Genomic DNA, 23,398 nt, shown 5'->3' with positions numbered 1-23,398 from the left:
CACAGTTAATAAAAACTTCTAAAAATATGAAAGCAATTGAAATAGGTAATAAAGCTGAAGAACAAGCCTCTAAATTCTTGCAAGCTAAAAATCTAGAAATTCTAGCTCAAAATTTTAAAGCCTTGCCTTATGGTGAAATTGATATTATTGCTTTAGACCAAAACACTCTTGTATTTATCGAAGTAAAATATCGTAGCAAAACAAAATTTGCTAAAGCAGAAGAAATGCTAACTTACAGTAAACAGCAAAAAATTATTAATTCAGCAAATATTTTCTTACAAAAGAATCCTAAGCTTGAAAACTACGAATGTAGATTTGATTTAATAGCAATTAACAAAGAAAATATTAACTGGATAAAAAATGCTTTTATCTTAAATTAAAGCTCTTGAGAAAGTTCTATAAGCTTTTTAGCTTGCAATAACTGATAAGCATCGGTTTCATCATTTAGATTAAGGTTTAGATGGCCTACTTTTCTGCCTTTACGTGGTTCTTTGTTATAACTGTGAATCTTAACTCTATCAAGTGCTGCTAAATCTTTTGTAGCTGGCATACCACCAATACAATTCAACATCACTGTTTTACGACTTGTTGTATCTCCCAAGATCAAACCTGCGATAGCTCTAACATGATTTTCAAACTGTGAAGTAATTGAGCCATCAATACTCCAGTGTCCACTATTATGCACTCTAGGAGCTATCTCATTGACTATTAACTCATCACCTTTGACAAAGAATTCTATAGCTAAAGTACCAACATAGGCAAACTCTTTGACTAAGGTTTTAGCTATCTGTTGTGCTTTTTCAGCTAAAACCTGATTTTCAAAAGGCGCTTCTGACTCAACTATAATACCTTGTCTATGAGTATTTTTAGCTAATGGATAAAAAGCTATATTGCCTTTAATATCAGCGGTACAAATTTGTGAGATTTCATAATCAAAATCGACAAAAGCCTCATAAATAAGACCATCTGGAGCATCTTTAAGAGCATCCCAAGCTTTTGATACATCTTCTTGAGATTTTAGCATAAATTGACCTTTACCATCATAGCCAAATCTACGTGTTTTGACTATAGCCGGTAGCCCATAATCTAGTACAGCTTTTTCAAGCTTATCTAGACTATCAATATTTACAAATTTAGCAGTAGCTATACCATGATCTTGCATAAAAGATTTCTCAAGTAATCTATCTTGAGAGATAGCAATGGCTTTCGCAGATGGATATACATTCACCTCATGGTTAATTGCTTTAATAAGCTCGTGAGATATATTTTCATTCTCAAAAGTTATCACATCAAACTGTTTTGCCCATACAACAACATCATTAACTTGTTCTAAATCAATATCTGTTACACTTTTTACAACCTCTTCGGCGCAATCACCTGTTTTACCAAGACAGTGAAACTCTAGACATAAAGGCGTACCAGCTATACTTAGCATCCTTGCAAGTTGACCTGCTCCAATAATACCTATTTTCATATTACTGTTCCCTCGGATTAGGATTATCTAGTACTGATTGAGTTTGATCTGCTCTAAACTTAGCAAGAGCTTGACCTACTTTAGAATCTACAAGTTGCAAAATACTTGCAGCAAAAAGAGCGGCATTTTTAGCCCCTGCCACACCAATTGCAAAAGTAGCAACCGGAATACCCGCTGGCATTTGTACAATAGATAATAAACTATCTTTGCCACTTAATGTGCTAGACTTCACAGGTACACCTAAGACTGGCAGGTCTGTTTTTGCAGCAACCATACCAGGTAGATGGGCTGCACCGCCAGCACCTGCAATTATGACTTTTAGACCTCTAGACTTGGCTGTCTCAGCATAATCAAACATTTTGTCAGGAGTTCTATGAGCTGAAACAACCTCACATTCATAGCTAATGCCTAGATTCTCTAAAATATCACAACACTCTTTCATTGTGCTCCAATCAGATTTAGAGCCCATGATTACACCAACATCTATACTCATCTCTTTTTCTCCCTTATATGTCATCTTATGGCTTGACCATAGGATCCATTTATAATGATGCTCAACACCTTACTTAGATTCTACGATCAAGTCGTAGAATGACACTACTGAATTATTTGCTTCCAATTTTTAATAACTTCTATCCAAGCTTTACTCTCGAGAGCTTGTACTTTTTCTTTTAAGCTTTCAGCAATATCATCTTTTCTTACATCACATTTCAACTGTAAAACCATATCACCACCATCAACCTCTTCACTTACTTGATGGATAGTACATCCAGATACACTATCTCCAGCGTCAATAACTGACTGATGCACTGCCAAATCCATTAATCCTGCATGCTTTGGTAATAGTGATGGATGAATATTTAGAATTTTACCCTCAAAAGCCTTTATAAAGACTGGACTTAAAATACGCATAAAACCAATTAGTAAAATCAAATCTGGATTATATTTCTGGATTTCTTCGACAAGAAGCTTATCATAAACCTCTCTTGATAGACCTTTTGAAGCTATGAATTTATTAGCTATATTTCGATCTTTTGCTCTTTGTAAAATATAAGAATCTTGCTTATTAGAAATGACCAAACTTATATCAGCATCTATTTGCTTATCGGCTATAGCATCTATTATAGCCTGCATATTAGTCCCACGCGTAGAACCCAATACAACAAGTTTTAGCCTAGACACTTCTATAGCTCCTGATACTTATTACCACGCAATAAATTCATATGCTTAATACGCTTATTAATAAGCTCTTTGGTACCTATATCAGGACGGTGAAATAGCTTACCATAAATGTTTTTGACTGCGTTTTCAGCTTTTTGCTCAGCTTCAGCTATTGTATCACCTAGACCTAATACTGCAATTGCTCTAGAACCTGTACCAATTAACTTGCCATCTCTAAAATCTACAGCTCCTAAGAATATTTCGACATCATCAGGACATTTTGAAATATCTATTTCAAAATTCTTGACTGACTGATTTGGATATCCTAATGGTACTAGATATTTACATACACTAGCTTGATTTTTAAATTCAGCTCTTACCTTATCAAGAGTACCGTTAGTTATTGCTTGCACTATCTCAACAAAATCTGTTTCAAGTAAAGTTAGCAAATTCATAGCCTCTGGATCGCCAAATCTAGCATTATACTCAATAACTTTTGTGTCATCTTTGGTAGCCATAAAACCACCATACAGAATACCCTGATAAGGTTCGCCGAACTTGTCACTCAAGGCTTTTGCAACTTTCTCATTTATCTCTTTTGCTCTAGCTATATCAGAGTCTGATAAAAATGGTAAGCTATGATTAGCATCTGAATAAGTACCCATACCACCAGTATTTGGGCCTTTATCGTCTTCATGTGCACGTTTGTGATCTTGTACAGCTGGCATATGAATAAAATGCTCTCCATCAGTGAAAGATATCAAAGAGAATTCTTGACCAACGAGCTTCTCTTCAATCACAAATTCCTTACCTGCGTCTATCAATGACTGACAATGCTTAAGTGCATCACTCATTGTATGTAAATGATCTCCCCAGACAAGAACTCCTTTACCACCCATTAGACCATCTGCTTTTATGACAAACTGATTTCTATACTCCTTGAGGGTTTCTTCTACACCATCCATAGTTGAGAACTTCCTAAAGAAAGGATTTGCTCCTATATCGTAGTCACGGATTAGATCTCTTGTGAAACCTTTTGATGTTTCAAGTTGAGCAAGCTTCTTAGTTGGACCAACCACACCTATACCATTTGCTTTAAGAGTATCAGCAAGACCAACTTCAAGCGGCGCCTCTGGACCAATAATAGCTATATCAACATTCTCTACCTTAGCATACTCAAGAACCTCTTCACAGTTACAAATATCACCAACCTTATATCCCTGAGCTATTCTATCAATACCAGGATTTACCGCTGTGCTTATGCAAAAAAGGTTATTCTTAATAGCACTTCTTTTAACCGCTTCAGCTATTGCATGTTCTCTACTTCCTGAACCTACTAAAAGAATTTTCACTTGACTCTCCGTATTTAAATAATTTGCAACATTTTTTGCAATTCTTTGACTAATATTTTTGATATCCACAGGCACTTCAAACTTTTGACCAGTTATCATCTCAAAAAGTGTTATGTATTTTTGTGATAGCTCTACAACTAGCTCTTGAGGTGCTTGTGGTAGAACATCATCATTATACGGATCACAGTTTTTTGCAAACCATAATCTAAAGAATTCTTTATCAATATTTTCTGGCTCTTCACCATTTTCAAATCTCTCGGCATAGTTATCTTTTAGCCAAAATCTTGAGCTATCAGGTGTATGAATCTCATCTATCATAATAATTTCACCAGTCTTTTCATCAACTCCAAACTCATACTTTGTATCGGCTAATATCAAACCATGTTCTAAGGCTTTCTGCTGACCAAATTCAAATAACTCTAAGGCTTTTTGTGAAGCAAAATCCCATTGCTCTTGAGTTAACCAACCTTCTTTGACGATATCTTCGGCTGAAATTGGTCTATCATGGTCTTGTTCTTTTGTTGTAGGTGTTAAAATGTTTTGTGGTAGCTTTTGATTCTTTTTCAAACCCTCTGGGAGAATATTACCACAATAGTCACGACTACCATTTTTGTAATGAGTCCACAATGATGTCGAAGTTGAGCCAGTTATATAACCTCTGACTACAAACTCAATCGGTAAGACCTTTGCTTTTCTTGCTATTACGACATTTGCATCTGGAGAAGCTATAAAATGATTTTTGACAATATGAGCAGTTTCTTTGAACCACCAAACTGATGATTGAGCAAGAATCTGACCCTTAAATGGAATAAACCCTAACGACCTATCAAAGGCTGACTGTCTATCAGTTGATATCAAAATACTTTTATCATCAGTAAAGTACATATCTCTAACTTTACCAGTGTATTTATCTTTGATATTAAGATCAGTTGATTTTAAAACATTTTGTATATTATTGATGATGATTTGTTTATCAATCATTAGATAATTTCCACCTTACCTGTATTTGTAATCTTACCTATTTGATATAGTTTGGTATTTGTATGCTTTCTGGCTAACTCTTTCATCTTATCAAATTGATCTTGGCTAGCTATTATAGTCATACCTATACCCATATTAAATGAGCGATACATCTCAAACTCACTAATATCGCCAATTCTTTGCATAACTCTAAAGATAGCAGGAGTTTCAAAGCTATCTTTAACAATCTCAGCACCTAACCCTTGTGGTAGCACTCTTGGGATATTCTCTATAAAACCGCCACCTGTAATATGTGCAATACCTTTGATATCAACACCATTATCTAAGAAGTCATGGATAATATTGGTATAGTTAATATGTGGCTCTAGCAATACATCACCAATAGTTTTGCCATATAGCTCTGGATATGTATCAGTATGTTTGTTACCAGCGACATCAAAGAATAATTTACGCGCGAATGAATATCCATTCGTATGCAGACCTGATGAACTAAGACCAAATACCACATCGCCTTCTTTGATATTCTCGCCATTGATGACTTTATTCTTATCAACGATACCCGTGACGACACCTACCATGTCAATCTCACCCGATTGATACACCCCTGGCATCTCAGCAGTTTCACCACCTACCAGAGATACTCCACATTCAGCACATGCTTTTGACATACCTTTGACAAGCTCTTCCATAATAACAGGATCAAGCTTATCGTGAGCAACATAATCTAAAAAAGTGATTGGTTTAGCGCCCATTACAACAATATCATTTGTCGCTGCTGAGAAAAGATCATAACCAAGATTCTCAAACTTGCCACACATAACAGCAACTTTTGTTTTTGTACCAACCCCATCAATTGATTGGACTAGCACTGGATCATCATAGTTATTTATGACACTCTTTAGTGAGTAAAGTGATCCAAAACTTCCTAAACCAGTTAAGACATCTTTTGTGAATGTTTTTTTCACATGATTTTTCATTCTATCTACAGCCTGATTTCCAGCTTCGATATTTACACCAGCATCTTCATATTTTAAGCCTGCCATTTTTCTTCCTTTTTTAATGAACTGGTTATACTAAGTTTTACTATAAAAATCTCTTAACAATCTCAAATCTTTACTAGATACTACCTATTTAATTCCTGAGCACATTGAAAAGTGTTATAAAGAAGCTCTGTAATAGTCATAGGACCAACACCACCTGGTACTGGAGTGATTGCCGCAACTTTATCTTTCACTGCTTTAAAATCAACATCACCAACTATTTTACCATCAACGTGGTTAATACCAACATCTATGACCACAGCACCATCTTTGACCATATCTGCTGTGATAAAGTTTGGTTTACCTACAGCTACTACTAGTATATCAGCTTTAGTAGTATGAGATTTAAGATCTTGAGTAAATCTATGACATGTTGTAACTGTTGCCTTAGCATTTAATAATAATTGAGAAACTGGTTTACCAACAATATTACTAGCTCCTACAACAACAGCATGAGCTCCCTCTGTCTGTATGCCATATTCTTTGAGCATAGTTAAGATTCCCTTGGGTGTACAAGATTCTAGGCATTTCTTATCTCTAAGTTGCAACCTACCAACATTTGTAGGATGAAAACCATCAACATCTTTTTCTGGTTTGATTGCATAAATAACTTTTTGCTTATTAATATGAGTTGGTAGCGGAAGCTGTACCAAAATTGCATGCACGCTAGAGTCATTGTTGAGCTTGTCTATAAGCTCAAGCAACTCTTGTTCAGTTGTCGCATCAGGAAGTGTTATAACTTCTGAATTTATCCCAACTTTTTTACAAGCCTTTTCTTTTGAGCCCACATAAGTCTTGCTTGCAGGATCATCACCTACTATTATTGCGACTAATTTGGGAACTATACCTGTTTGATCTTTATACTCTTGAAGTTGCTCTGCTAATCTCTCTTTTAGATCTATAGAAAGCTTTTTGCCATCGATTAAAGTCATTTTTTGATTACTTAACTTAATGAATAAAAATGATATGCAATATGATACCAAATTTATCAGAATCTTTGGAGCTTTTTTAGAAATCTTTTTATAAACTTAAATTAACATATAGTTAACCAAAATCAACTATCACAATTTGTTGGGAAATAGATCTCTATTTAACATCCAGTAGTATATATATGCAGTACAGTAACAGCCTAAAGCCACTCCAAAAATCACATCACTTGGGTAATGAGAACCAACTATAATTCTACTACCTGCAAACACAACTATAAGTACGTACCATAAATATCTAAATTTTGGAAAAATATAAAAAAATGCTATAAACATAGCTCCAACAGTGATTGAATGCCCCGAAGGCATACTCGCAAAATCATAACCTGGTGCATGAAAGTGCTGGAAATAGTGTGATCCGTACTCCAAGAAAAATTTTGGTCTAGCTCTACCAATTATAACTTTAAGCACTTGCCCCACAATACCGCTAATCGCTACAGTTGCTAAAATAAACCCTGAATATATACAAATCTTATTAAAAGAAGCTTTGACACTTTCAGAAAGCTTATCAATATTGGTAAATAGTCTTACTAAAACTATCAGACCACATATTATCAAGATATATTCAGCCTTACCTACATCAGTAATATGCCTAAAAGCGGTGTCAATAGCCTTTGGCATAGAATGCTTAATATAATTTTCAACAGGAGTATCCAAGTTGTAGAATGCAAAGACCACTAAGATTAATATAGGTACAAATAAGTATCTGAGCTGTAAATAATTGGGTAGATGATAGTTATGTTGTTTCGGTCTTTTGAAAGTTTCTTTTAAACTTTGGAAATTAGTTTTTAGTACATCTTTAAGCATAAGCGCTCAACAGTCAATATTCATCAGAACTTTTAATTATAGCAGAATATCATATCGCTAACATATTTTGTTAGGTTATAAATAAATCGTATATTGCTGTATAAAACCTAGACTATCAAGTTAAATATTACGACAATTGCTGTTAAGTGATAATGAAAATCATTAGTTTAGTTAAAATTAAATTTTGGAATATTAAATTAATGCAATAATAATGAAAATACTTGCATAATATAATCTAGAGAATATAATGTAGCTTACAGTTAATTAGGTTTAATTTGCTGGATTGTTAAAATTTAAACAAAAACTAAAAGGAAAACAAATTATGAAAAAGAAAATGCAAAAAGGTTTCTCACTTGTTGAGTTAATGGTTGTAATCGCAATTATCGCAATCTTGGCAGCAGTTGCTATCCCTATGTACTCTAACTACACTACTCGTGCTCAGTTAGGTTCCGACTTATCTGCTTTAGGTGGAGTTAAGACTCAAGTAGCTGAAGAAATTGCTAACAATAATGGTACTGTACCAACAACTCTGACTCTAAATGATGCTCCAAGTGGTGCCACATTTGCTAACAGTCGAATTGAATATACTTCTCCATCAGTATCTGGTGCAACAATCCAATTAACTCCTACAGCAGGTTCTGGTTCTATTACATGGGCTTGTAACATCAATGGTGTAACATCATCTCAAGCACCATCCAACTGTACTCAGAGCTAATACATCTCTAAATGGTTAAGTGTGTAACAAGATATAAAACACTATTTAACCGAATTATTAAATAATTATAAAAATCTAATAATCAAAAGCCGCCTAGAGCGGCTTTTTTATCTCTAAAATTTTATCTTAATTTCTATTTTGATTTTTTTTGCTATAATTTCTTCACTATAGTTTTTTAGTTTTATAAAAATATGCAAAAACAGCAAGGTTTTTCTTTGGTTGAGTTAATGGTTGTGATCGCAATAATCGCAATCTTAGCAGCTGTAGCAATACCAATATACTCAAACCACAAAGAACGTGCCTCAATAATTGAGTCAATGAATATAATTGGTAATGTCAAAGCCAGTATCCAAAATGATATTAACAATAACAAAGACATCTCACAACAGACTTATGATCTACCTACAGGTGTCACCGTAACGGGAAGCACTTCAGGCGCAACAATAGACATAAACCTAAGCCAAACTTCTCCACAGTATTTCACCAATGATCAAGATATTATCAGACTTAGTGGTGTAGTTAGTAGTAGTACATTCCAGTGGACATGTTCTCATAATATCAATGCGTCAACATTAACAGCTAGTAATGTTCCACACACTTGCGCAACTACTTTTGTTAGTACTTAGGAGATTCCAGATCTAGTCCGGAATGACAGGTTTTAATTAGTTGTAATGCGTCATACTACGTCTCCGACTGTAGTATCTATTTTTGGACCATAATCATCTTTTTTCTATGGATTCTATGGTCAAGCCATAGAATGACAGATTTCTGTTTTGTAGTAATAGCACAACGTACAGTCTTACATAGCCATATATAACAACTGACAGATCAATGATCTGTCACTACATATATTACTAATCACCTAAAGATTCCCACCTGCTTGGGAATAACTGTATTTCATACACCTCTGCCACATCCGTGAAGGCGGGTATATCTTTAGACTTCTCCATCATTTTGGACTTGATATATCGGTATAAATTAAGTATTTGAGTTTATACTTTTATAATATATAATTAAATTAATTTTTTATTATTTATAATAGTATGCTAAACCACAAAATCAAAAAAGGATTCTCTCTTGTTGAACTAATGGTTGTAATCGCTATTATAGCTGTTATAGCAGCGATAGCAGTACCAGCATATTCAAATTATGTCACTAGAACTAGGCTGACCGAGAGTCTCATCACCTTAGAGAATTATAAAAAAGATGTGCAAGACTACTTTTTTTCGCATGGTGTCTCCACTCAAGAACAGTTAGAAAACTATGATGTCACAGATGATGCTAATATTGGTAATGCCAATACTAGTGTGATGAGTGATATAGTTGGACATAATGGTAGAATCGTAGGTGTAAGCAACATAAAAGGCACAACCTATCAAATAGCCTTAACTCCAAGAATACAAGACAATACTTTTAAATGGACTTGTTCAGTATCTATAGTTGAAGAACAGTCTAGTATTAATGATGGTTACTTTGGACTTAATTTTGAATTTTATAACAATAGCGGTTCTTACATTGCCCCAAGTAGCAATGTCTTACCAAAAGGCTGTAACTCATCTAGCGAAAATCAAGACAGTGATTATGAAGCATATAAATCCCAAAGAGCAAATTTTGATAATACCTTAATGAATGATCATAACGATGCTGTCACAGCATGGCAAAATAGAACAACAGAAGCCTTAGTACAAGATAGTCAATACAATGACCTTATAAGTGCTATGAGCTCAGCTGAAAGCAATGCAGATACTGCTTTCAGTGATTACCAAAAATATCAAAACATACAAAGTAATCAATCTAATTTAGACTACTATCAAGGACTAATTGATAATGCTGCAGATGATATTGATACAACATCTTGGCAAAATAGTGTCGACTACTACCAAGGTAGAATTGATAGTACACGAGCGACAATGTCTAGCCAAGCAGGCAGCAACTATAACAATGCTACAGAAGCTGCTGAATACTTCAACCAACAAAGAGACATATATGACACAAATAGGCAAGATGCAAATGCAAGATCTTTAGAGCTTCAAAATGAACAAAGAAACGTATCTAGCTCAATTAATGGCATTGAAAGTCAAGGGTTCGATAGTGACTATAATGGCTCTTATGAGCAATATAATAGTGCCATGGATTCACTACAATCTAGTGTTAATAGTTCAGTAAATGTTGAAAGACTAGATACTAACCAAGCTGAAGATATATCTCCAAGTGCTTTTACTCAAACTTCTGATAAATATAGCTCTTGGCAGTATAATCAGATTAGAAGTTAAAATTCTAATACTACTAACCCTAATTATACTGCACTTTGTATCTATGTTCTCATAACTCAATGTTTATATAAATCTAAAAAAGTGGTGGTGCAAACATCAATAAAAAATGGGGTAAATAAAACCAAAAGATTCACACCTAATTGGGAATGTCTGCTTGTTTTGTAAAGATAATCCAAAAGATCAAAATAAGACCGGTAGCAATCATAAACCCAAAAGCTCTCTAGCATGTGATAAAGTATTTTCTGAAATATCTACTCCCCCTACTATTTTAGCTATTTCTTCAATACGCTGTTGCTGATTTAGCTCTATAATTTTTGATTCTGTAGTATCTTTGAGATACTTCTTAGTAACATGCAAATGTGTATGACCTTGAGCTGCTACCTGTGGCTGGTGTGTTATACACAACACCTGCAGTCTCTCTGAGAGCTTCTTTAGTAACTTACCAACAATCTCTGCCGTAGCTCCTGATATACCGACATCAACCTCATCAAATACTAAAGTTGGATAAGATCTCTTAGCAGCCGATACTGCTTGTATTGATAACCCTATTCTACTTAGCTCCCCACCCGAAGCAACCTTTCTAACTGGTGCAAGTTGCTCACCTAGATTAAAGTTAATCATAAATTGACACTCATCTATACCTTTAGATGTCTTATTCTGAGATGATAGAATCTGCGCAACAAAGCTACCTTTCGGTATATTTAGGGAGCGAATATTTTTCTCAACTTGCTTAGAAAATTCTTTTGCTGTGGCTTGGCGTGCTTGGCTTAGCTCTTGTGCATAGCTATCATATTCTTGCTCAAGCTTTTGCTTTTGTTCATTTAGTTGAGCCAACCTTTCACCGTCTTGACTAAAACTCTCTAGCTCACCATGAAGCTCTTGGATATACTGATACATATAGTTTGGCTCAACTTTATGTTTACGTGCAAAATCATATATCTCACCCATTCTCTGCTCGACTCTTGATAGTGCTTCTGGATCTTGCTCCAAGGATTCTAGTCTATTTTGTGCTTCATCATAACTTTCTTGAGCATACACCTTAGTTTGAGAAATCAGCTCCTGAAGACTTTTGAAAGATGTTTCATCTAACTTTAACACTTCTTTTTCAAGTTCTGTTAGCATTGCTATAATATTAATATCTGCATCATACATCAAATTAGAGATATGATTAAGACTATAGCCAATATCATCAACACTCGAGAGATTCTTTTGATGCTTAGATAACTCTTCGAACTCATTTTCTTCAAGCTCTAGAGCTACAAGCTCATCAAGCTTATACTCCAATAACTCTCTTTGGCTATTTTGCCCATCAACATACTCCTGAAGTTCTGATATCTCAGAATTTACTTTTTGCAGTTGATAAAACACCGTTGAAACTTTTCTCAATATATCATCATTATTTGCGAAACTATCTAGTAAACTTAGTTGTGACTTGGGATCAAGCAAATCCTGATGAGAGTTTTGACTATAAATGTTTATAAGCTTATCTGAGATTTTTTTGACATCAGTAGATTTGGCAACACTACCATTTATAAATAAGCGACTTTGTTTAGATTTATTAACTACTCGCCGAAATGTACACTCATCATTTTCATAATCAATAAAAAGCTCATCTAAAAGTTTTTTTGCCTTTTTATTATCTTTGATACAGAATGTTGCCGAAACTTCGGTTACACTACCATCTTGTATAAAAGTTTTTTCTAACCTTGCACCAAGCACAAAGCTCAAAGCATCAAGCAAAATCGACTTACCAGCCCCTGTTTCTCCAGTCAGGACAGTCATACCTTCTCTAAAGTCAAATTCTGTAGATTTTATGATCGCAAAATTTTTAATAGCCAGATGTTGTAGCATACTAATATCACTCGAAATATTGTAACTTAATTATTATATATGCTTTTGTAAGAATTCTAAATCGATTAATATCAAACCACTTGCAAGACTGTATTTAAACATTTAATATCGAAATAGTATTAATACCTTGATAAGTATACTCAAAAGATTAGAAAGTGAAGGATATCATGGAATATCAAAAATAGAGTATGATGACGGCGCTTATGAAATCAAAGCAACAAATAGTTCCGGTAAACAAGTTAAACTTGATGTAAAATCAACAATAAGTGAAAAGGTTGAATAATTAGCTTATTTTTACTAATTTATAATTTTTTAAGCTTTGAAAATATATTATAATCAACTTGTATATCTTAAACCAATATCAAACAAAAAGGATTTACTAAATGCAATTATCAAGAAGAGTTAAGGCTATGCAAGCCTCTCCTGTACGTAAGTTAGTGCCATATTCCATAGCCGCTCAAAAACAAGGCAAAAAGGTTTATCACCTAAATATAGGCCAACCTGATATCAAAACTCCTAGTGAGTTTATGGATGCTATCAGAGCTTTTGATGAAGAGACTATCGCATACTCAGTAGCTAACGGCGAGCCTAGCTTAATCAAGGCTATATCAAAATACTACAAAAGATTTGACATGGACTTCGCTGAAGATGAAATCCTTATCACAAACGGTGGTTCAGAGGCTCTAATATTTGCTGCTATTGCAATTTGTAACGCTGGTGATGAAATACTTGTACCAGAACCTTTTTATACAAACTATAACGGTTTTACAACTGCTGTTGACGTAGCAATTAAGCCAATCACAACAAAAGCTGAGGAAGGCTTTCATTTACCTTCAAAAGAAGAAATACTTGCATGTGTAACTGACAAAACTCGTGCTATTATGATCTCTAACCCTGGCAACCCTACTGGTGTTGTATACTCTAAAGAAGAGTTAGAAACACTAGCAGAAGTAGCTAAAGAAAAAGACTTATTTATAATAAGTGACGAAGTTTATAGAGAGTTCACTTATGATGATCTTACTTGTACATCTTTTGGAAATATCAAAGGTGTTGAAGATCGCGTAATCATCGTTGACTCTGTATCTAAGAGATATAGCGCCTGTGGTGCTAGAATCGGCTCTCTTTGTACAAAAAACAAAGACTTCATCAAAGAAGTTACAAAACTATGCCAAACTAGACTATGTGTACCAACTCTTGAACAAATAGGTTCAGCCGCTCTTTATGAAGTATCAGAAGATTACTTAAAAAAAGTAAACACAGAATACCAAAAAAGAAGAGACATCACTTTTGAAGCTCTTTCAAAAATGGATAATGTAGTTTGTGAAAAGCCTACAGGTGCTTTTTATGTAATTGCAAAACTACCTATTGATGACGCTGAGAAGTTTGCATTATGGTTATTAACAGACTTTGATGATAATAAAGAGACTGTTATGGTCTCTCCTGCTGCAGATTTCTATGCAACTAAAGGTCTTGGTAAAGACGAAATAAGAATTGCATACATCTTAGAAGAAAAGGCTCTTAAAAGAGCTCTAGAACTTCTAGACAAAGCTATTAAAGTTTATAACAATAAATAATTTATTCTCTAAATTCTTCTTATCCTATAATTCCTTACTTAATAAATTCATTATCAATATTGATAATGAATTAACCTAAATATTTCTCTAACTTACAAATATAGCCTACTATACCTAAAGTAGTACCTGAGCAATTAACTTACTGATAAGCCAAGAAATTCTAGCATTTGCGAGGTTGACCAAAGCAACTGAATATATAAATAATCTAAAAAGTAACTACTGTTCTTATATTATTATGCATTTCTTCAAAACCTTTATTAATATCTTCTATTTTAATATTTGAAGTAATAAGGTTGTCAATATCAATACGACCATCCATATACCAGTCAACAATCATTGGTACATCTGTTCTACCACGCATACCACCAAAAGCTGAGCCTTTCCAAGTACGGCCTGTCACAAGCTGGAATGGTCGAGTAGAAATCTCTTGTCCAGATCCAGCAACACCTATAATTATACTTTCACCCCAGCCTTTGTGGGCACATTCAAGAGCTTGGCGCATTACTTCAGTGTTACCAATACACTCAAAACTATAATCAGCACCACCACCAGTCAATCTAATAAGGTGTTGCACCAAATCTTCATCAATCTCATTTGGATTAACAAAGTCTGTCATACCATATTTTTCAGCCAATTCTTTTTTATCATTATTAATATCTACACCAACAATTTGCCCTGCTCCAACCAGTTTAGCTCCTTGAATCACATTCAATCCAATCCCGCCTAGACCAAATACAACAACGCTTGCACCAGCTTCAACATTAGCCGTCTTAACAACCGCACCAACTCCAGTTGTCACACCACAACCAATATAACAAACCTTATCCAATGGTGCATCCTTACGAATTTTAGCAACCGCTATCTCAGGTAAGACAGTATAGTTTGAAAAAGTTGAGCAACCCATATAATGGAAAATCTCTCTACCGTCTTGTGTTGTAAATCGAGAGCTACCGTCCGGCATTAGACCCTTACCTTGAGTTTCTCTTATTGATTGACACAAGTTAGTTTTTGGATTTAGACAAAAATTACATTCCCTGCACTCTGGCGTATAAAGTGCAATGACATGGTCGCCTGGTTTAACAGAGGTTACATTTTTACCAACTGCTACAACCTCACCAGCGCCTTCATGTCCTAATATAGCAGGAAAAAGCCCTTCTGGATCTGCTCCAGATAATGTAAAAGCATCAGTATGGCAAATTCCAGTAGCTTTTATTTCTACTAAAACTTCATCATCTTTTGGTAACGCAACATTTACTATTTCAACTGAGAGAGGTGCTCCAGCTTTATAAGCAACAGCTGCTTTTGATTTTATAGACATTATTTCTCCGGATTATTCAAAAAATTTATACTAGTTATTTTAGATGATAGAGAAATAATAGGTAGACTTTTTAGGACAATATTTGAAAATTAATCACGCTTATAAATATCTTCTAAACGAACAATATCATCTTCGCCAAGATAATCACCAACTTGCACTTCAATAATTTGAATATCATTATCTGTGAAATTTTCTAATCTATGTACAGATTCTTTGGGGATAAAAACATGCTCACCAACACTATATTCTTTAACACTATCATCAACTGTGATAGTTGGCTTGCCAGTAACAACCACCCAGTGTTCAGCTCTTTTGAAATGCTTTTGTAGAGAAAGCTGACCTTTAGGCTTTACAGTGATTATTTTAGTTTGGCTCTTATCGGTAAAATTAATTGTTTGATAAGTTCCCCAAGGACGCTCATAAATCTTACCAACCTCATTTAAATTAGACATTTTAACTCCCGTGTTTATAGTATTTTTCAGCTAAACAACATTATCAAATAAAAGCACTATTAATGCAAGTTTTCTCCAGGAGTAAATTCCAGTTGCTAGATTATACTAAATAACTTTTATAGCACAGTCACGTCTCTATAATAACCATTAAAATTTATTTGCTTATCAACATAAATCAAACAGTGTTTGATTAAAGTAGCATATTATCTGCTCTAATCGTATATTTGTTAGAATCATCAATTGAAGAGATTATCAAGAATGTAGGTTTATTCGTAGACAAATTTGTCGCTTTACATAAAAGAGCAGGGCCATGTTGATCTCGAGGATCTTTTTCGGCATAAGTAAAACAATCTTCTCCAGCAATTCTCCATGAATTTCTCAATCCTGCATGAAATTGAACAAATCTAATTTTATTAAGCTGGTAATCACCTTTTTCTAGAGAAATTGTTAAATCTAAATTAGCAGAGAAATTAGACTCTATATCTTTACTTAAAAGACCCAACTTATTATATCTGTATTTCAAACCATCAAAAAAGAATTTAGTACTTTCAATATTAGCTTTTCTATCTATTTCAAAAATAATTTTATCACCTTCAGATGTTATTTTCATTTTATTGTCTGAACCAGAACTAGAATCAATTCTTATAAAAGAAGCATTTTCTAAAATCACCTCATTTTTATCAGCAGCATAACAGTTAAACCAAAACAAAATCATGCATATTAATAGTATTTTTTTCATTTCATTACTTTCATTATTTTTAGAGAGTATAGGAATTGTACCTAACAAAATCATTAGATCCAATCTCTAAGTACAAATTATTTTAGATTAATTTCATAGGCGTGACTAATCTCTAAAGCAATATTAGTTAATCACCTATAACTCCACACCACATTCTATTACCACCTCCTCCTAGAGGCTTAGGGTTATCAGAATAGTTATCGGAACCTTCGTGAATCATCAAACTATGCCCAACTAGTTCCTCTAAAGAATCTAGCTTTGGTGCAACAACAGGTTTTGTAGACGTTCCATCAGCATCAATAACTAATACAGGTAAATCTCCTTTATGGCCATTGTCATTGTATGGTCCAAGATGTTTGTCATTGTGCTGAGGATCCCAGTGCCCCCCTGCTGCTTGACCATTATCATCACAACTTGGATTAATATGGATATGCATCCCGTGTACACTTGATGCTGGCAGATTATATAAATAAGGGGTAATCAGCATACCCTCTTGCTTACCATCATGAATGTAAGGAGATATTGTAACCGTGCCCACTTCTTTTTGGGTTTTAACATCTTTCATATGCACAATCAACTCAAAATCATGGCCACGATCATAAGGCTTCTTCCCAGGTAGAAGTGAACAATCCGCTAACAAAAACGTAAACACACTGACACCTAATAATTTATAAAAAATTATACATTTCATATACCTCTAAAAATTGTAGTTCATACACAAATAATCATACAAATATTTATTTTTTTAATCTAGAGTTTAAATTGCAATTAATGTTATCAACTATAAATATATAGCTAAGAGGAGAACTTTTATGAACAGAATACTATCAATCATTTTTATGATTATTCCATTAGTTAGCTTTGCAGATACACCTAATTGGCAAAACTTTGATAAACAAAAAGCCTTAGCTAATCTAAGTAGGCAGCAATACTATGTGACACAAAAAGGTGGCACTGAAAGAGCATTTGACAACAAATACTGGAACAATCATAAACAAGGTATATACGTAGATGTTGTTTCTGGCGAACCTCTATTTAGCTCAACAGACAAATATAACTCTGGAACTGGATGGCCAAGCTTCACAAAACCCATAAATAATTCATTCATAAAAACGAAGAGTGATAATAGTTGGTTTATGAATAGAACAGAGGTCCTATCTAGGTATGGAGGATCTCATTTAGGTCATGTTTTTGATGATGGTCCGCAACCTACTGGTAAAAGATATTGTATGAATTCTGCAGCCTTAAGATTTATCCCTAAAGATGAGATGAAGAGTAAGGGTTATGGTAAATACTTATATCTGTTTAAATAAGTATCTCAATATAAGCATATTTATTTATTAAAAAATAAATAAGTGCTACTATAAAATTATGTAGTATTCAAACTGGAGTAGAGATAATGAACAATCCATTTTTTGGAGAACTTATTTTCAATATTTCCATTTTGCTTTATTGCATCCAGTTCATACCCCAAATCATTCACAATGTAAGAAACAAAAACTCTTTATCTAACATTAGCATGTTGACACAACTTGGAATATTTATCACTGTACTATGTGATATTATCCAAACTATTAGCTTCGGATATGAGTGGCAATATGCTAGTGTTGCTATAATCTACCTTATAGGAGTGTCTATACAACAATTACAAATATCCATTTTTTGCAAAAAATTGCCAGAGATAATTAACTTTAGCTTTATCATTCTATTTGCAATTGCACTACTTGCTATGGGATCGGATAATGACAGCATCTATAATTTAATAGAATATGTTGGATTTACTATAAATACACTTTATTGGCTACCGCAAATTTATAAAAATTATAAACAAAAAAGAGCAGATGGTTTTTGCTTAAGCTTTGTCTTAATAGCACTGGTTGGAACCAGTCTTTATATTGCTAGTAGCTTCATGCTTTTATCAGAACCTACATTTACACCAAATGCACTAATCATTTTGCCTGCAATAACAATTCTTTTAATACAAAAATTCTATTATAAAAAACTATCTTCACAATAACATAGTACTTATCTAAACAGGTGGATTTTAATCAATTACAAACATATAATTAAATAGAATATTATTAACTTCAGAATTTGATTATTTATTACTTTTATATGGAACTATCAACCAACACCCAAGAGCTTAGCGAATTAATCTTAAACATATCGCTTATAATATATTTAATACAGTTTGTTCCTCAAATCATTTACAATGCAAAAAATAAGAAATCTCTAGATAATATAAGTATGCTTACTCAGTTTAGCATGCTCATATTCACTCTTTGCTGCATTGTACAAATAGTAGACTTAAATCTCGATTGGAGGTTACTTGTTATCTCTATAGGCTATCTAATTGGAATCACAGTACAACAATTACAGATATCTTTTAACAATAAAAGAATGCCCGAAGTAATTAATTTAATTTTTGTTATGCTTATTACAATTGCAATATTAGCAATTCGATATAAGCCTAGTGCTATATATATAATTACAACTATCACCTCTGTCTCAATATGCTTTGTATATTGGTTACCTCAGACATACAAAAACTACAAGCAAAAACATTTTACAGGGTACTGCTTGTTATTTATTGTGCTGGCATGGCTAGGATCTTTATGTCACTTAATAAACAGTTTCTTACTCTCATCCCCTTTGATCATAAAACTCGGATTAATTGCAATAGCTGTAACAATACCTTTATTAGCTTTTCAGAAATTAGTATACAGAAACTCTTCGAAGCTAGTTTAAAAAAATAATTCAATCAAGTTTAATACTACATCTTAATAGCCAAAAAAGTTTTTATCTAAAATCAAGATTAGATTAGCTAAATTTACTCATCATTTATGCTATCATAAAAAAATACATCATATATTATTATTAAGTATGTCAGGAAATACTTTCGGTAAAATTTTTACAGTAACGACATGTGGCGAGAGCCATGGTGATTCACTTGCGGCAATTATCGATGGTTGCCCAAGTAATATCTCTCTCTGTGAGGCAGATATACAATTTGAGCTAGATAGGCGTAAGCCAGGTCAATCAAAATTCACAACTCAACGTAAAGAGCCTGATGAGGTTAAAATCATCTCAGGTGTTTTTGAAGGCAAAACAACTGGAACACCGATAGGTCTAATAATAAAGAATCAAGATCAAAAATCAAAAGATTATGGTGAAATAAAAGATAAATTTCGCCCAGGCCATGCCGATTATACATATTTCAAAAAGTATGGGATTCGTGACTATCGTGGTGGTGGAAGGTCTTCTGCTAGAGAGACAGCAATGCGTGTTGCAGCTGGTGCAATAGCAAAAAAAATACTAAAACATAATGGTATTGAGGTTTTTGGTTTCTGCTCCCAAATTGGTGATCTTAAGATCAACTTTATAGAAAAAAACTTTATTAATGAAAATCCATTTTTCATAGCAAATAGAGATGCTATTACAAATTGTGAAAGCTTAATTCACAGTATTCGTAAGCAAGGAGACTCGATTGGTGCAGAGGTTACAGTCATCGCTACTGGCTTAGAAGCAGGACTTGGCAGACCAGTTTTTGATAGGCTTGACGCTACTATTGCTTACGCTATGATGAGTATAAATGCTGTAAAAGCTGTAAGTATCGGTGATGGCTTTGACTGTGTTGCTCAAAAAGGTAGTGAACATCGCGATGAAATAACTCAAAACCAGGGTTTCTTAACAAACCATGCCGGTGGAATCTTAGGTGGAATTTCTACAGGGCAAGACATAATTACTAAGCTTGCATTCAAACCAACATCAAGCATTTTACAACCTGGTAAAAGTATAGATGTAAATGGTAATGATACGACAGTTATCACAAAAGGTAGACATGACCCTTGTGTCGGCATTAGAGGTGTTCCTATAGCTGAAGCTATGCTTGCACTAGTTTTGGTTGATGAATTACTAATCACTAACTCTTACGGGAAATAACCATGACACAGGCTGAATTTTGGAATCTCCTAATGGAATGGGGATATTTGGCGGTAATATTGGCAGTCTTTATTGAAGGAGAGATATTTCTTATTATGGTTGGCATCGCCACAGCTGCTGCAATGTTTAGTTATCCCCTAGTTATATTAGCTGCTACAATTGGTGCTATACTTCATGACAATACTATTTTTACAGTTTCTAAGCTTATGGGCGAAAGAATCTTAACAAAAAAAGCTTCATGGCATTACAAAGCCCAAAAAGCTTTAGCAATCTTAGATAAGCATGAAACATTAGCAATTCTAAGCATAAGGTTTTTATATGGTTTAAGAACAGTTACTATTTTGATTGTAGGTATTAGCAAAGTAAAAAGATTTAAATTTATGACTTTAGATGCTATCAGTAGCTTTATTTGGTCAACTATATATATATCTTTAGGATATATTTTTGGCAACGCTTTATTACAGCTAGTAGATAAAGCTGATATCAAACACTGGATATATGAACACAAATTTCTATCTATACTTATCCTTATTCTTATTTCTAGCATTTCATATTTCATTTATAGAAAAATTCGCTTAAAGGCTAGGAGGCATATAAAATGAGTAGATTAGACCTTCTAAAGAAAGGCTCTTCGAGTAGTCAAAAAAAAGCTAATACTAAAAGCAATCATCGTGGTGGAATGTTAGGTCAAAAACCACAAAAGTCTCAACAAAGCTTAGATGAACTATCTGATGATATTTTACAAGAAGATGATTTTGAAAATGATTTGGCTGATAATACTACTAATGAATATGAAGTAGATGATGATATTGATGATAATATTGATGATGAAAATGTAAATATTATTGAAATTGATCTTGGAGATAATAAAGGACTTGACATAGACCCTGAACTTATTGATGAAGATGATGAAAGTAGCGAAGTCCTAGATGAAAATAATATAGGCAATGATCAAGTCGAAATAAAAGATGAAGATGAATCTAGTGAAATTGTAGAAGGACACGCAGGTGTTGACTATAGTGAAGATGATATTAAGTTTGAGAAAGAATATATGTTTGATCAACGTGAACAGCTATATAACCACTTCGTAAAACTTATTAAAAATGGTGGAATAGAAATTAGTAGCTCTAAACTATTATATTTACATGATATAGTAAGAGTGTCTGTAACCTTATCTGAACTAAAGGAACAAGTAGGTTGTGAGGCTCAAGTTATTTCCGTATTCCCACCAAGTATTACAGTTAATGATAAGAATCCAGAAAAATATCGCTATATTGTACAATTCATTGGTCCTAATGCCTCCGAAACAGAAAGAGTACTATCTAAGTACTTATTAGGTTATAAGGCAAAGTAAATTAAGCTATGGCTAAGCAAAAAACTATATTTATTTGTCAAGAGTGTGGAGCTACTTCTCCTAGATGGCAAGGACAGTGTCACAGCTGCAATCAATGGAACACTTTTGTTGAAGAAATCAAACCTGATTCAAAAAAAACACCCATAGCTAGATCTGGTTTTGCTGGCAGCATTTCAAAAGCTACAGCACTAGCTGATATCAAAGGCAAAGAGCACTCTAGAATGTCTACGCATATATCCGAATTTGATAGAGTCCTAGGTGGAGGAATTGTTAAGGGGTCTGTAACACTGGTTGGAGGGGAGCCAGGTATAGGCAAATCTTCGATACTTCTACAAATTATGTCTTTTTTATCTTTACAAAAGAAAGTTCTATATGTCAGTGGTGAAGAGTCTCTTGAACAGATAGCGCTACGAGCAGAAAGGTTAAATCTCCCAAAAGATAATCTACTAGTAATGTGTGAGACAAACATAGAGCAAATCGCTAGCTATATGATTGAACATAAACCAGAAGTGGTTGTAGTAGACTCAATCCAAACCATGTATAACCCTGATATATCATCTATGGTTGGTGGTGTATCACAAGTAAGAGAATCGGCAGCGTATATTACTCAAATTGCAAAACAATATCAAATATCTGTTTTTTTGGTAGGACATGTCACTAAATCTGGAGAGGTTGCAGGGCCAAGGGTATTAGAGCACATAGTTGATGCTGTAATATTTATAGAGTCCCAAGACAACGGCAGATACCGAATGATGCGTGCCTTAAAAAACAGGTTTGGTGCTGTAAATGAAATTGGTGTCTTTGCAATGACTGATAAAGGCATGAAAGAAGTCAAAAACCCATCCGCAATTTTTTTGAATAATGGTCGTACAAATTTAATTGGTAGCGTAATAGTATCAGTTTGGGAAGGTACACGCCCTCTACTTGTTGAGCTACAATCATTAGTCGTGGACAAAAATATCAATCAGCCTCCACGAAGATTATGTGTAGGTATCGATAGCAATCGTTTAGCAATGATACTAGCTATTATTCAACGTTATATGCATATTGACCTATATGACAAAGATGTATTTTTAAATGTTGTTGGTGGAATCAAAATTAGTGAAACAAGTATTGATTTAGCACTAATATTGATTATATATTCTAGTATAAAGGAAATAGAGATTCCTCATGATATGCTAATAATGGGAGAAGTTGGTTTATCAGGTGAAATTAGACCAGTACCTTATGGTATAGAACGAATAAATGAAGCTAAGAAACATGGTTTTAAGAAAATTATTATACCTCAATCTAATGTTTCAAAATCACTAAAGACTGATGGTATTGAGATTACTGGGATAACAAAATTAAATCAAATCAAAGATATAATCACGGGATAA

25 protein-coding genes are annotated in these 23,398 nt (G+C 33.8%); 13 read left to right on the top strand and 12 right to left on the bottom strand.

Annotated elements, in window-relative coordinates; translation table 11 throughout:
• Positions 1–26: 26 nt before the first annotated feature.
• Positions 27–380: a YraN family protein gene (locus tag F7308_RS02150; protein ID WP_013922214.1), complete on the top strand. Its 354-nt coding sequence runs from the start codon at positions 27–29 to the stop codon at positions 378–380.
• Here F7308_RS02150 and F7308_RS02145 read toward each other — a convergent pair.
• The 7 genes from F7308_RS02145 to lpxE all read right to left on the bottom strand — a co-directional run bounded on the left by F7308_RS02145 (position 377) and on the right by lpxE (position 7,801).
• Positions 377–1,474, bottom strand: a complete 1,098-nt coding sequence (locus tag F7308_RS02145) for a 5-(carboxyamino)imidazole ribonucleotide synthase (RefSeq protein WP_013922213.1) — start codon at positions 1,472–1,474, stop codon at positions 377–379. The genes F7308_RS02150 and F7308_RS02145 overlap by 4 nt on opposite strands.
• A gap of 1 nt (position 1,475) precedes the next feature.
• The gene (purE, locus tag F7308_RS02140; protein WP_013922212.1) at positions 1,476–1,967 is read right to left on the bottom strand and encodes a 5-(carboxyamino)imidazole ribonucleotide mutase; all 492 of its coding nucleotides are present in this window, start codon (positions 1,965–1,967) and stop codon (positions 1,476–1,478) included.
• A gap of 104 nt (positions 1,968–2,071) precedes the next feature.
• Entirely contained in the window at positions 2,072–2,656 is a 585-nt protein-coding gene (gene purN / locus F7308_RS02135; protein WP_013922211.1) for a phosphoribosylglycinamide formyltransferase, read from the bottom strand.
• Positions 2,657–2,658: 2 nt separating this feature from the next.
• Positions 2,659–4,968: a phosphoribosylaminoimidazolesuccinocarboxamide synthase gene (locus F7308_RS02130; RefSeq protein ID WP_013922210.1), complete on the bottom strand. Its 2,310-nt coding sequence runs from the start codon at positions 4,966–4,968 to the stop codon at positions 2,659–2,661.
• A complete protein-coding gene (purM, locus tag F7308_RS02125; protein ID WP_013922209.1) occupies positions 4,968–6,011 on the bottom strand; it encodes a phosphoribosylformylglycinamidine cyclo-ligase in 1,044 nt (347 codons plus the stop codon). The genes F7308_RS02130 and purM overlap by 1 nt, the downstream gene beginning before the upstream one ends.
• An 80-nt stretch (positions 6,012–6,091) precedes the next feature.
• A complete protein-coding gene (gene folD, locus F7308_RS02120; RefSeq protein WP_013922208.1) occupies positions 6,092–6,940 on the bottom strand; it encodes a bifunctional methylenetetrahydrofolate dehydrogenase/methenyltetrahydrofolate cyclohydrolase FolD in 849 nt (282 codons plus the stop codon).
• Between the two features lie 129 nt (positions 6,941–7,069).
• Positions 7,070–7,801, bottom strand: a complete 732-nt coding sequence (gene lpxE / locus F7308_RS02115) for a lipid A 1-phosphatase LpxE (protein ID WP_013922207.1) — start codon at positions 7,799–7,801, stop codon at positions 7,070–7,072.
• A 322-nt stretch (positions 7,802–8,123) separates the two neighbouring features.
• Here lpxE and F7308_RS02110 point away from each other — a divergent pair, with 322 nt between their 5' ends.
• The 3 genes from F7308_RS02110 (at position 8,124) to F7308_RS02100 (ending at position 10,789) form a co-directional block, all read left to right on the top strand.
• Positions 8,124–8,516 (top strand): pilin, encoded by a 393-nt coding sequence (locus tag F7308_RS02110; RefSeq protein ID WP_013922206.1) that lies wholly within the window; start codon positions 8,124–8,126, stop codon positions 8,514–8,516.
• Positions 8,517–8,707: 191 nt separating this feature from the next.
• Positions 8,708–9,142, top strand: a complete 435-nt coding sequence (locus tag F7308_RS02105) for a prepilin-type N-terminal cleavage/methylation domain-containing protein (RefSeq protein WP_013922205.1) — start codon at positions 8,708–8,710, stop codon at positions 9,140–9,142.
• A 417-nt stretch (positions 9,143–9,559) separates the two neighbouring features.
• Complete coding sequence (locus F7308_RS02100) at positions 9,560–10,789, top strand: pilin (protein WP_013922204.1); 1,230 nt, start codon at positions 9,560–9,562, stop codon at positions 10,787–10,789.
• A 201-nt stretch (positions 10,790–10,990) separates the two neighbouring features.
• On the opposite strand, the gene recN is transcribed toward F7308_RS02100, so the two are convergent.
• The gene (gene recN, locus F7308_RS02095; RefSeq protein WP_013922203.1) at positions 10,991–12,640 is read right to left on the bottom strand and encodes a DNA repair protein RecN; all 1,650 of its coding nucleotides are present in this window, start codon (positions 12,638–12,640) and stop codon (positions 10,991–10,993) included.
• 127 nt (positions 12,641–12,767) lie between these two features.
• Here recN and F7308_RS10000 point away from each other — a divergent pair, with 127 nt between their 5' ends.
• Together F7308_RS10000 and F7308_RS02090 are read left to right on the top strand one after the other, a co-directional pair.
• Positions 12,768–12,923, top strand: a complete 156-nt coding sequence (locus tag F7308_RS10000; RefSeq protein ID WP_013922202.1) for a PepSY domain-containing protein — start codon at positions 12,768–12,770, stop codon at positions 12,921–12,923.
• A gap of 100 nt (positions 12,924–13,023) precedes the next feature.
• Positions 13,024–14,214 (top strand): pyridoxal phosphate-dependent aminotransferase, encoded by a 1,191-nt coding sequence (locus F7308_RS02090; RefSeq protein WP_013922201.1) that lies wholly within the window; start codon positions 13,024–13,026, stop codon positions 14,212–14,214.
• Positions 14,215–14,419: 205 nt separating this feature from the next.
• On the opposite strand, the gene F7308_RS02085 is transcribed toward F7308_RS02090, so the two are convergent.
• The 4 genes from F7308_RS02085 to F7308_RS02070 all read right to left on the bottom strand — a co-directional run bounded on the left by F7308_RS02085 (position 14,420) and on the right by F7308_RS02070 (position 17,414).
• Positions 14,420–15,532 (bottom strand): S-(hydroxymethyl)glutathione dehydrogenase/class III alcohol dehydrogenase, encoded by a 1,113-nt coding sequence (locus tag F7308_RS02085; protein WP_013922200.1) that lies wholly within the window; start codon positions 15,530–15,532, stop codon positions 14,420–14,422.
• An 89-nt stretch (positions 15,533–15,621) separates the two neighbouring features.
• Entirely contained in the window at positions 15,622–15,984 is a 363-nt protein-coding gene (locus F7308_RS02080) for a phosphomannose isomerase type II C-terminal cupin domain (RefSeq protein ID WP_013922199.1), read from the bottom strand.
• Positions 15,985–16,174: 190 nt separating this feature from the next.
• Complete coding sequence (locus F7308_RS02075) at positions 16,175–16,723, bottom strand: hypothetical protein (protein WP_156796580.1); 549 nt, start codon at positions 16,721–16,723, stop codon at positions 16,175–16,177.
• A gap of 127 nt (positions 16,724–16,850) precedes the next feature.
• Entirely contained in the window at positions 16,851–17,414 is a 564-nt protein-coding gene (locus F7308_RS02070; RefSeq protein ID WP_041263594.1) for a superoxide dismutase family protein, read from the bottom strand.
• A 121-nt stretch (positions 17,415–17,535) separates the two neighbouring features.
• Here F7308_RS02070 and msrB point away from each other — a divergent pair, with 121 nt between their 5' ends.
• From msrB to radA, 7 genes are all read left to right on the top strand, one after another.
• The gene (msrB, locus tag F7308_RS02065; protein WP_013922196.1) at positions 17,536–18,036 is read left to right on the top strand and encodes a peptide-methionine (R)-S-oxide reductase MsrB; all 501 of its coding nucleotides are present in this window, start codon (positions 17,536–17,538) and stop codon (positions 18,034–18,036) included.
• Positions 18,037–18,122: 86 nt separating this feature from the next.
• Positions 18,123–18,740, top strand: coding sequence for a PQ-loop repeat-containing protein (locus tag F7308_RS02060; RefSeq protein ID WP_013922195.1), 618 nt, complete (start codon positions 18,123–18,125; stop codon positions 18,738–18,740).
• A 98-nt stretch (positions 18,741–18,838) separates the two neighbouring features.
• Positions 18,839–19,471: a PQ-loop domain-containing transporter gene (locus F7308_RS02055; protein ID WP_013922194.1), complete on the top strand. Its 633-nt coding sequence runs from the start codon at positions 18,839–18,841 to the stop codon at positions 19,469–19,471.
• 135 nt (positions 19,472–19,606) lie between these two features.
• On the top strand, positions 19,607–20,665 hold the full coding sequence (gene aroC / locus F7308_RS02050) for a chorismate synthase (RefSeq protein WP_013922193.1): 1,059 nt from the start codon (positions 19,607–19,609) through the stop codon (positions 20,663–20,665).
• Between the two features lie 2 nt (positions 20,666–20,667).
• The gene (locus F7308_RS02045; protein ID WP_041263593.1) at positions 20,668–21,267 is read left to right on the top strand and encodes a DedA family protein; all 600 of its coding nucleotides are present in this window, start codon (positions 20,668–20,670) and stop codon (positions 21,265–21,267) included.
• Entirely contained in the window at positions 21,264–22,019 is a 756-nt protein-coding gene (locus tag F7308_RS02040; protein ID WP_013922191.1) for a PilZ domain-containing protein, read from the top strand. Before F7308_RS02045 ends, F7308_RS02040 begins: the two co-directional genes overlap by 4 nt.
• An 8-nt stretch (positions 22,020–22,027) precedes the next feature.
• Positions 22,028–23,398 (top strand): DNA repair protein RadA, encoded by a 1,371-nt coding sequence (gene radA, locus F7308_RS02035; protein WP_013922190.1) that lies wholly within the window; start codon positions 22,028–22,030, stop codon positions 23,396–23,398.

Origin of the sequence: Francisella salina (assembly GCF_000219045.1) — a bacterium.
Lineage (GTDB): Bacteria > Pseudomonadota > Gammaproteobacteria > Francisellales > Francisellaceae > Francisella > Francisella salimarina.
The sequence above is the reverse complement of the archived record's forward strand: the minus strand, read 5'-3'. Positions and strand labels throughout refer to the sequence as shown.

Coding starts and splice junctions, on each gene's coding strand:
- folD (WP_013922208.1), bottom strand. CDS start 6,940: ATGACTTTAATCGATGGCAAAAAGCTTTCTATAGATCTAAAAGAGAGA.
- F7308_RS02045 (WP_041263593.1), top strand. CDS start 20,668: ATGACACAGGCTGAATTTTGGAATCTCCTAATGGAATGGGGATATTTG.
- F7308_RS02040 (WP_013922191.1), top strand. CDS start 21,264: ATGAGTAGATTAGACCTTCTAAAGAAAGGCTCTTCGAGTAGTCAAAAA.
- F7308_RS02070 (WP_041263594.1), bottom strand. CDS start 17,414: ATGAAATGTATAATTTTTTATAAATTATTAGGTGTCAGTGTGTTTACG.
- lpxE (WP_013922207.1), bottom strand. CDS start 7,801: ATGCTTAAAGATGTACTAAAAACTAATTTCCAAAGTTTAAAAGAAACT.
- F7308_RS02075 (WP_156796580.1), bottom strand. CDS start 16,723: ATGAAAAAAATACTATTAATATGCATGATTTTGTTTTGGTTTAACTGT.
- F7308_RS02085 (WP_013922200.1), bottom strand. CDS start 15,532: ATGTCTATAAAATCAAAAGCAGCTGTTGCTTATAAAGCTGGAGCACCT.
- F7308_RS02100 (WP_013922204.1), top strand. CDS start 9,560: ATGCTAAACCACAAAATCAAAAAAGGATTCTCTCTTGTTGAACTAATG.
- F7308_RS02145 (WP_013922213.1), bottom strand. CDS start 1,474: ATGAAAATAGGTATTATTGGAGCAGGTCAACTTGCAAGGATGCTAAGT.
- aroC (WP_013922193.1), top strand. CDS start 19,607: ATGTCAGGAAATACTTTCGGTAAAATTTTTACAGTAACGACATGTGGC.
- F7308_RS02060 (WP_013922195.1), top strand. CDS start 18,123: ATGAACAATCCATTTTTTGGAGAACTTATTTTCAATATTTCCATTTTG.
- recN (WP_013922203.1), bottom strand. CDS start 12,640: ATGCTACAACATCTGGCTATTAAAAATTTTGCGATCATAAAATCTACA.
- F7308_RS02110 (WP_013922206.1), top strand. CDS start 8,124: ATGAAAAAGAAAATGCAAAAAGGTTTCTCACTTGTTGAGTTAATGGTT.
- F7308_RS02105 (WP_013922205.1), top strand. CDS start 8,708: ATGCAAAAACAGCAAGGTTTTTCTTTGGTTGAGTTAATGGTTGTGATC.
- radA (WP_013922190.1), top strand. CDS start 22,028: ATGGCTAAGCAAAAAACTATATTTATTTGTCAAGAGTGTGGAGCTACT.
- purE (WP_013922212.1), bottom strand. CDS start 1,967: ATGAGTATAGATGTTGGTGTAATCATGGGCTCTAAATCTGATTGGAGC.
- purM (WP_013922209.1), bottom strand. CDS start 6,011: ATGGCAGGCTTAAAATATGAAGATGCTGGTGTAAATATCGAAGCTGGA.
- F7308_RS02130 (WP_013922210.1), bottom strand. CDS start 4,968: ATGATTGATAAACAAATCATCATCAATAATATACAAAATGTTTTAAAA.
- F7308_RS02090 (WP_013922201.1), top strand. CDS start 13,024: ATGCAATTATCAAGAAGAGTTAAGGCTATGCAAGCCTCTCCTGTACGT.
- F7308_RS02055 (WP_013922194.1), top strand. CDS start 18,839: ATGGAACTATCAACCAACACCCAAGAGCTTAGCGAATTAATCTTAAAC.
- msrB (WP_013922196.1), top strand. CDS start 17,536: ATGAACAGAATACTATCAATCATTTTTATGATTATTCCATTAGTTAGC.
- F7308_RS02150 (WP_013922214.1), top strand. CDS start 27: ATGAAAGCAATTGAAATAGGTAATAAAGCTGAAGAACAAGCCTCTAAA.
- F7308_RS02080 (WP_013922199.1), bottom strand. CDS start 15,984: ATGTCTAATTTAAATGAGGTTGGTAAGATTTATGAGCGTCCTTGGGGA.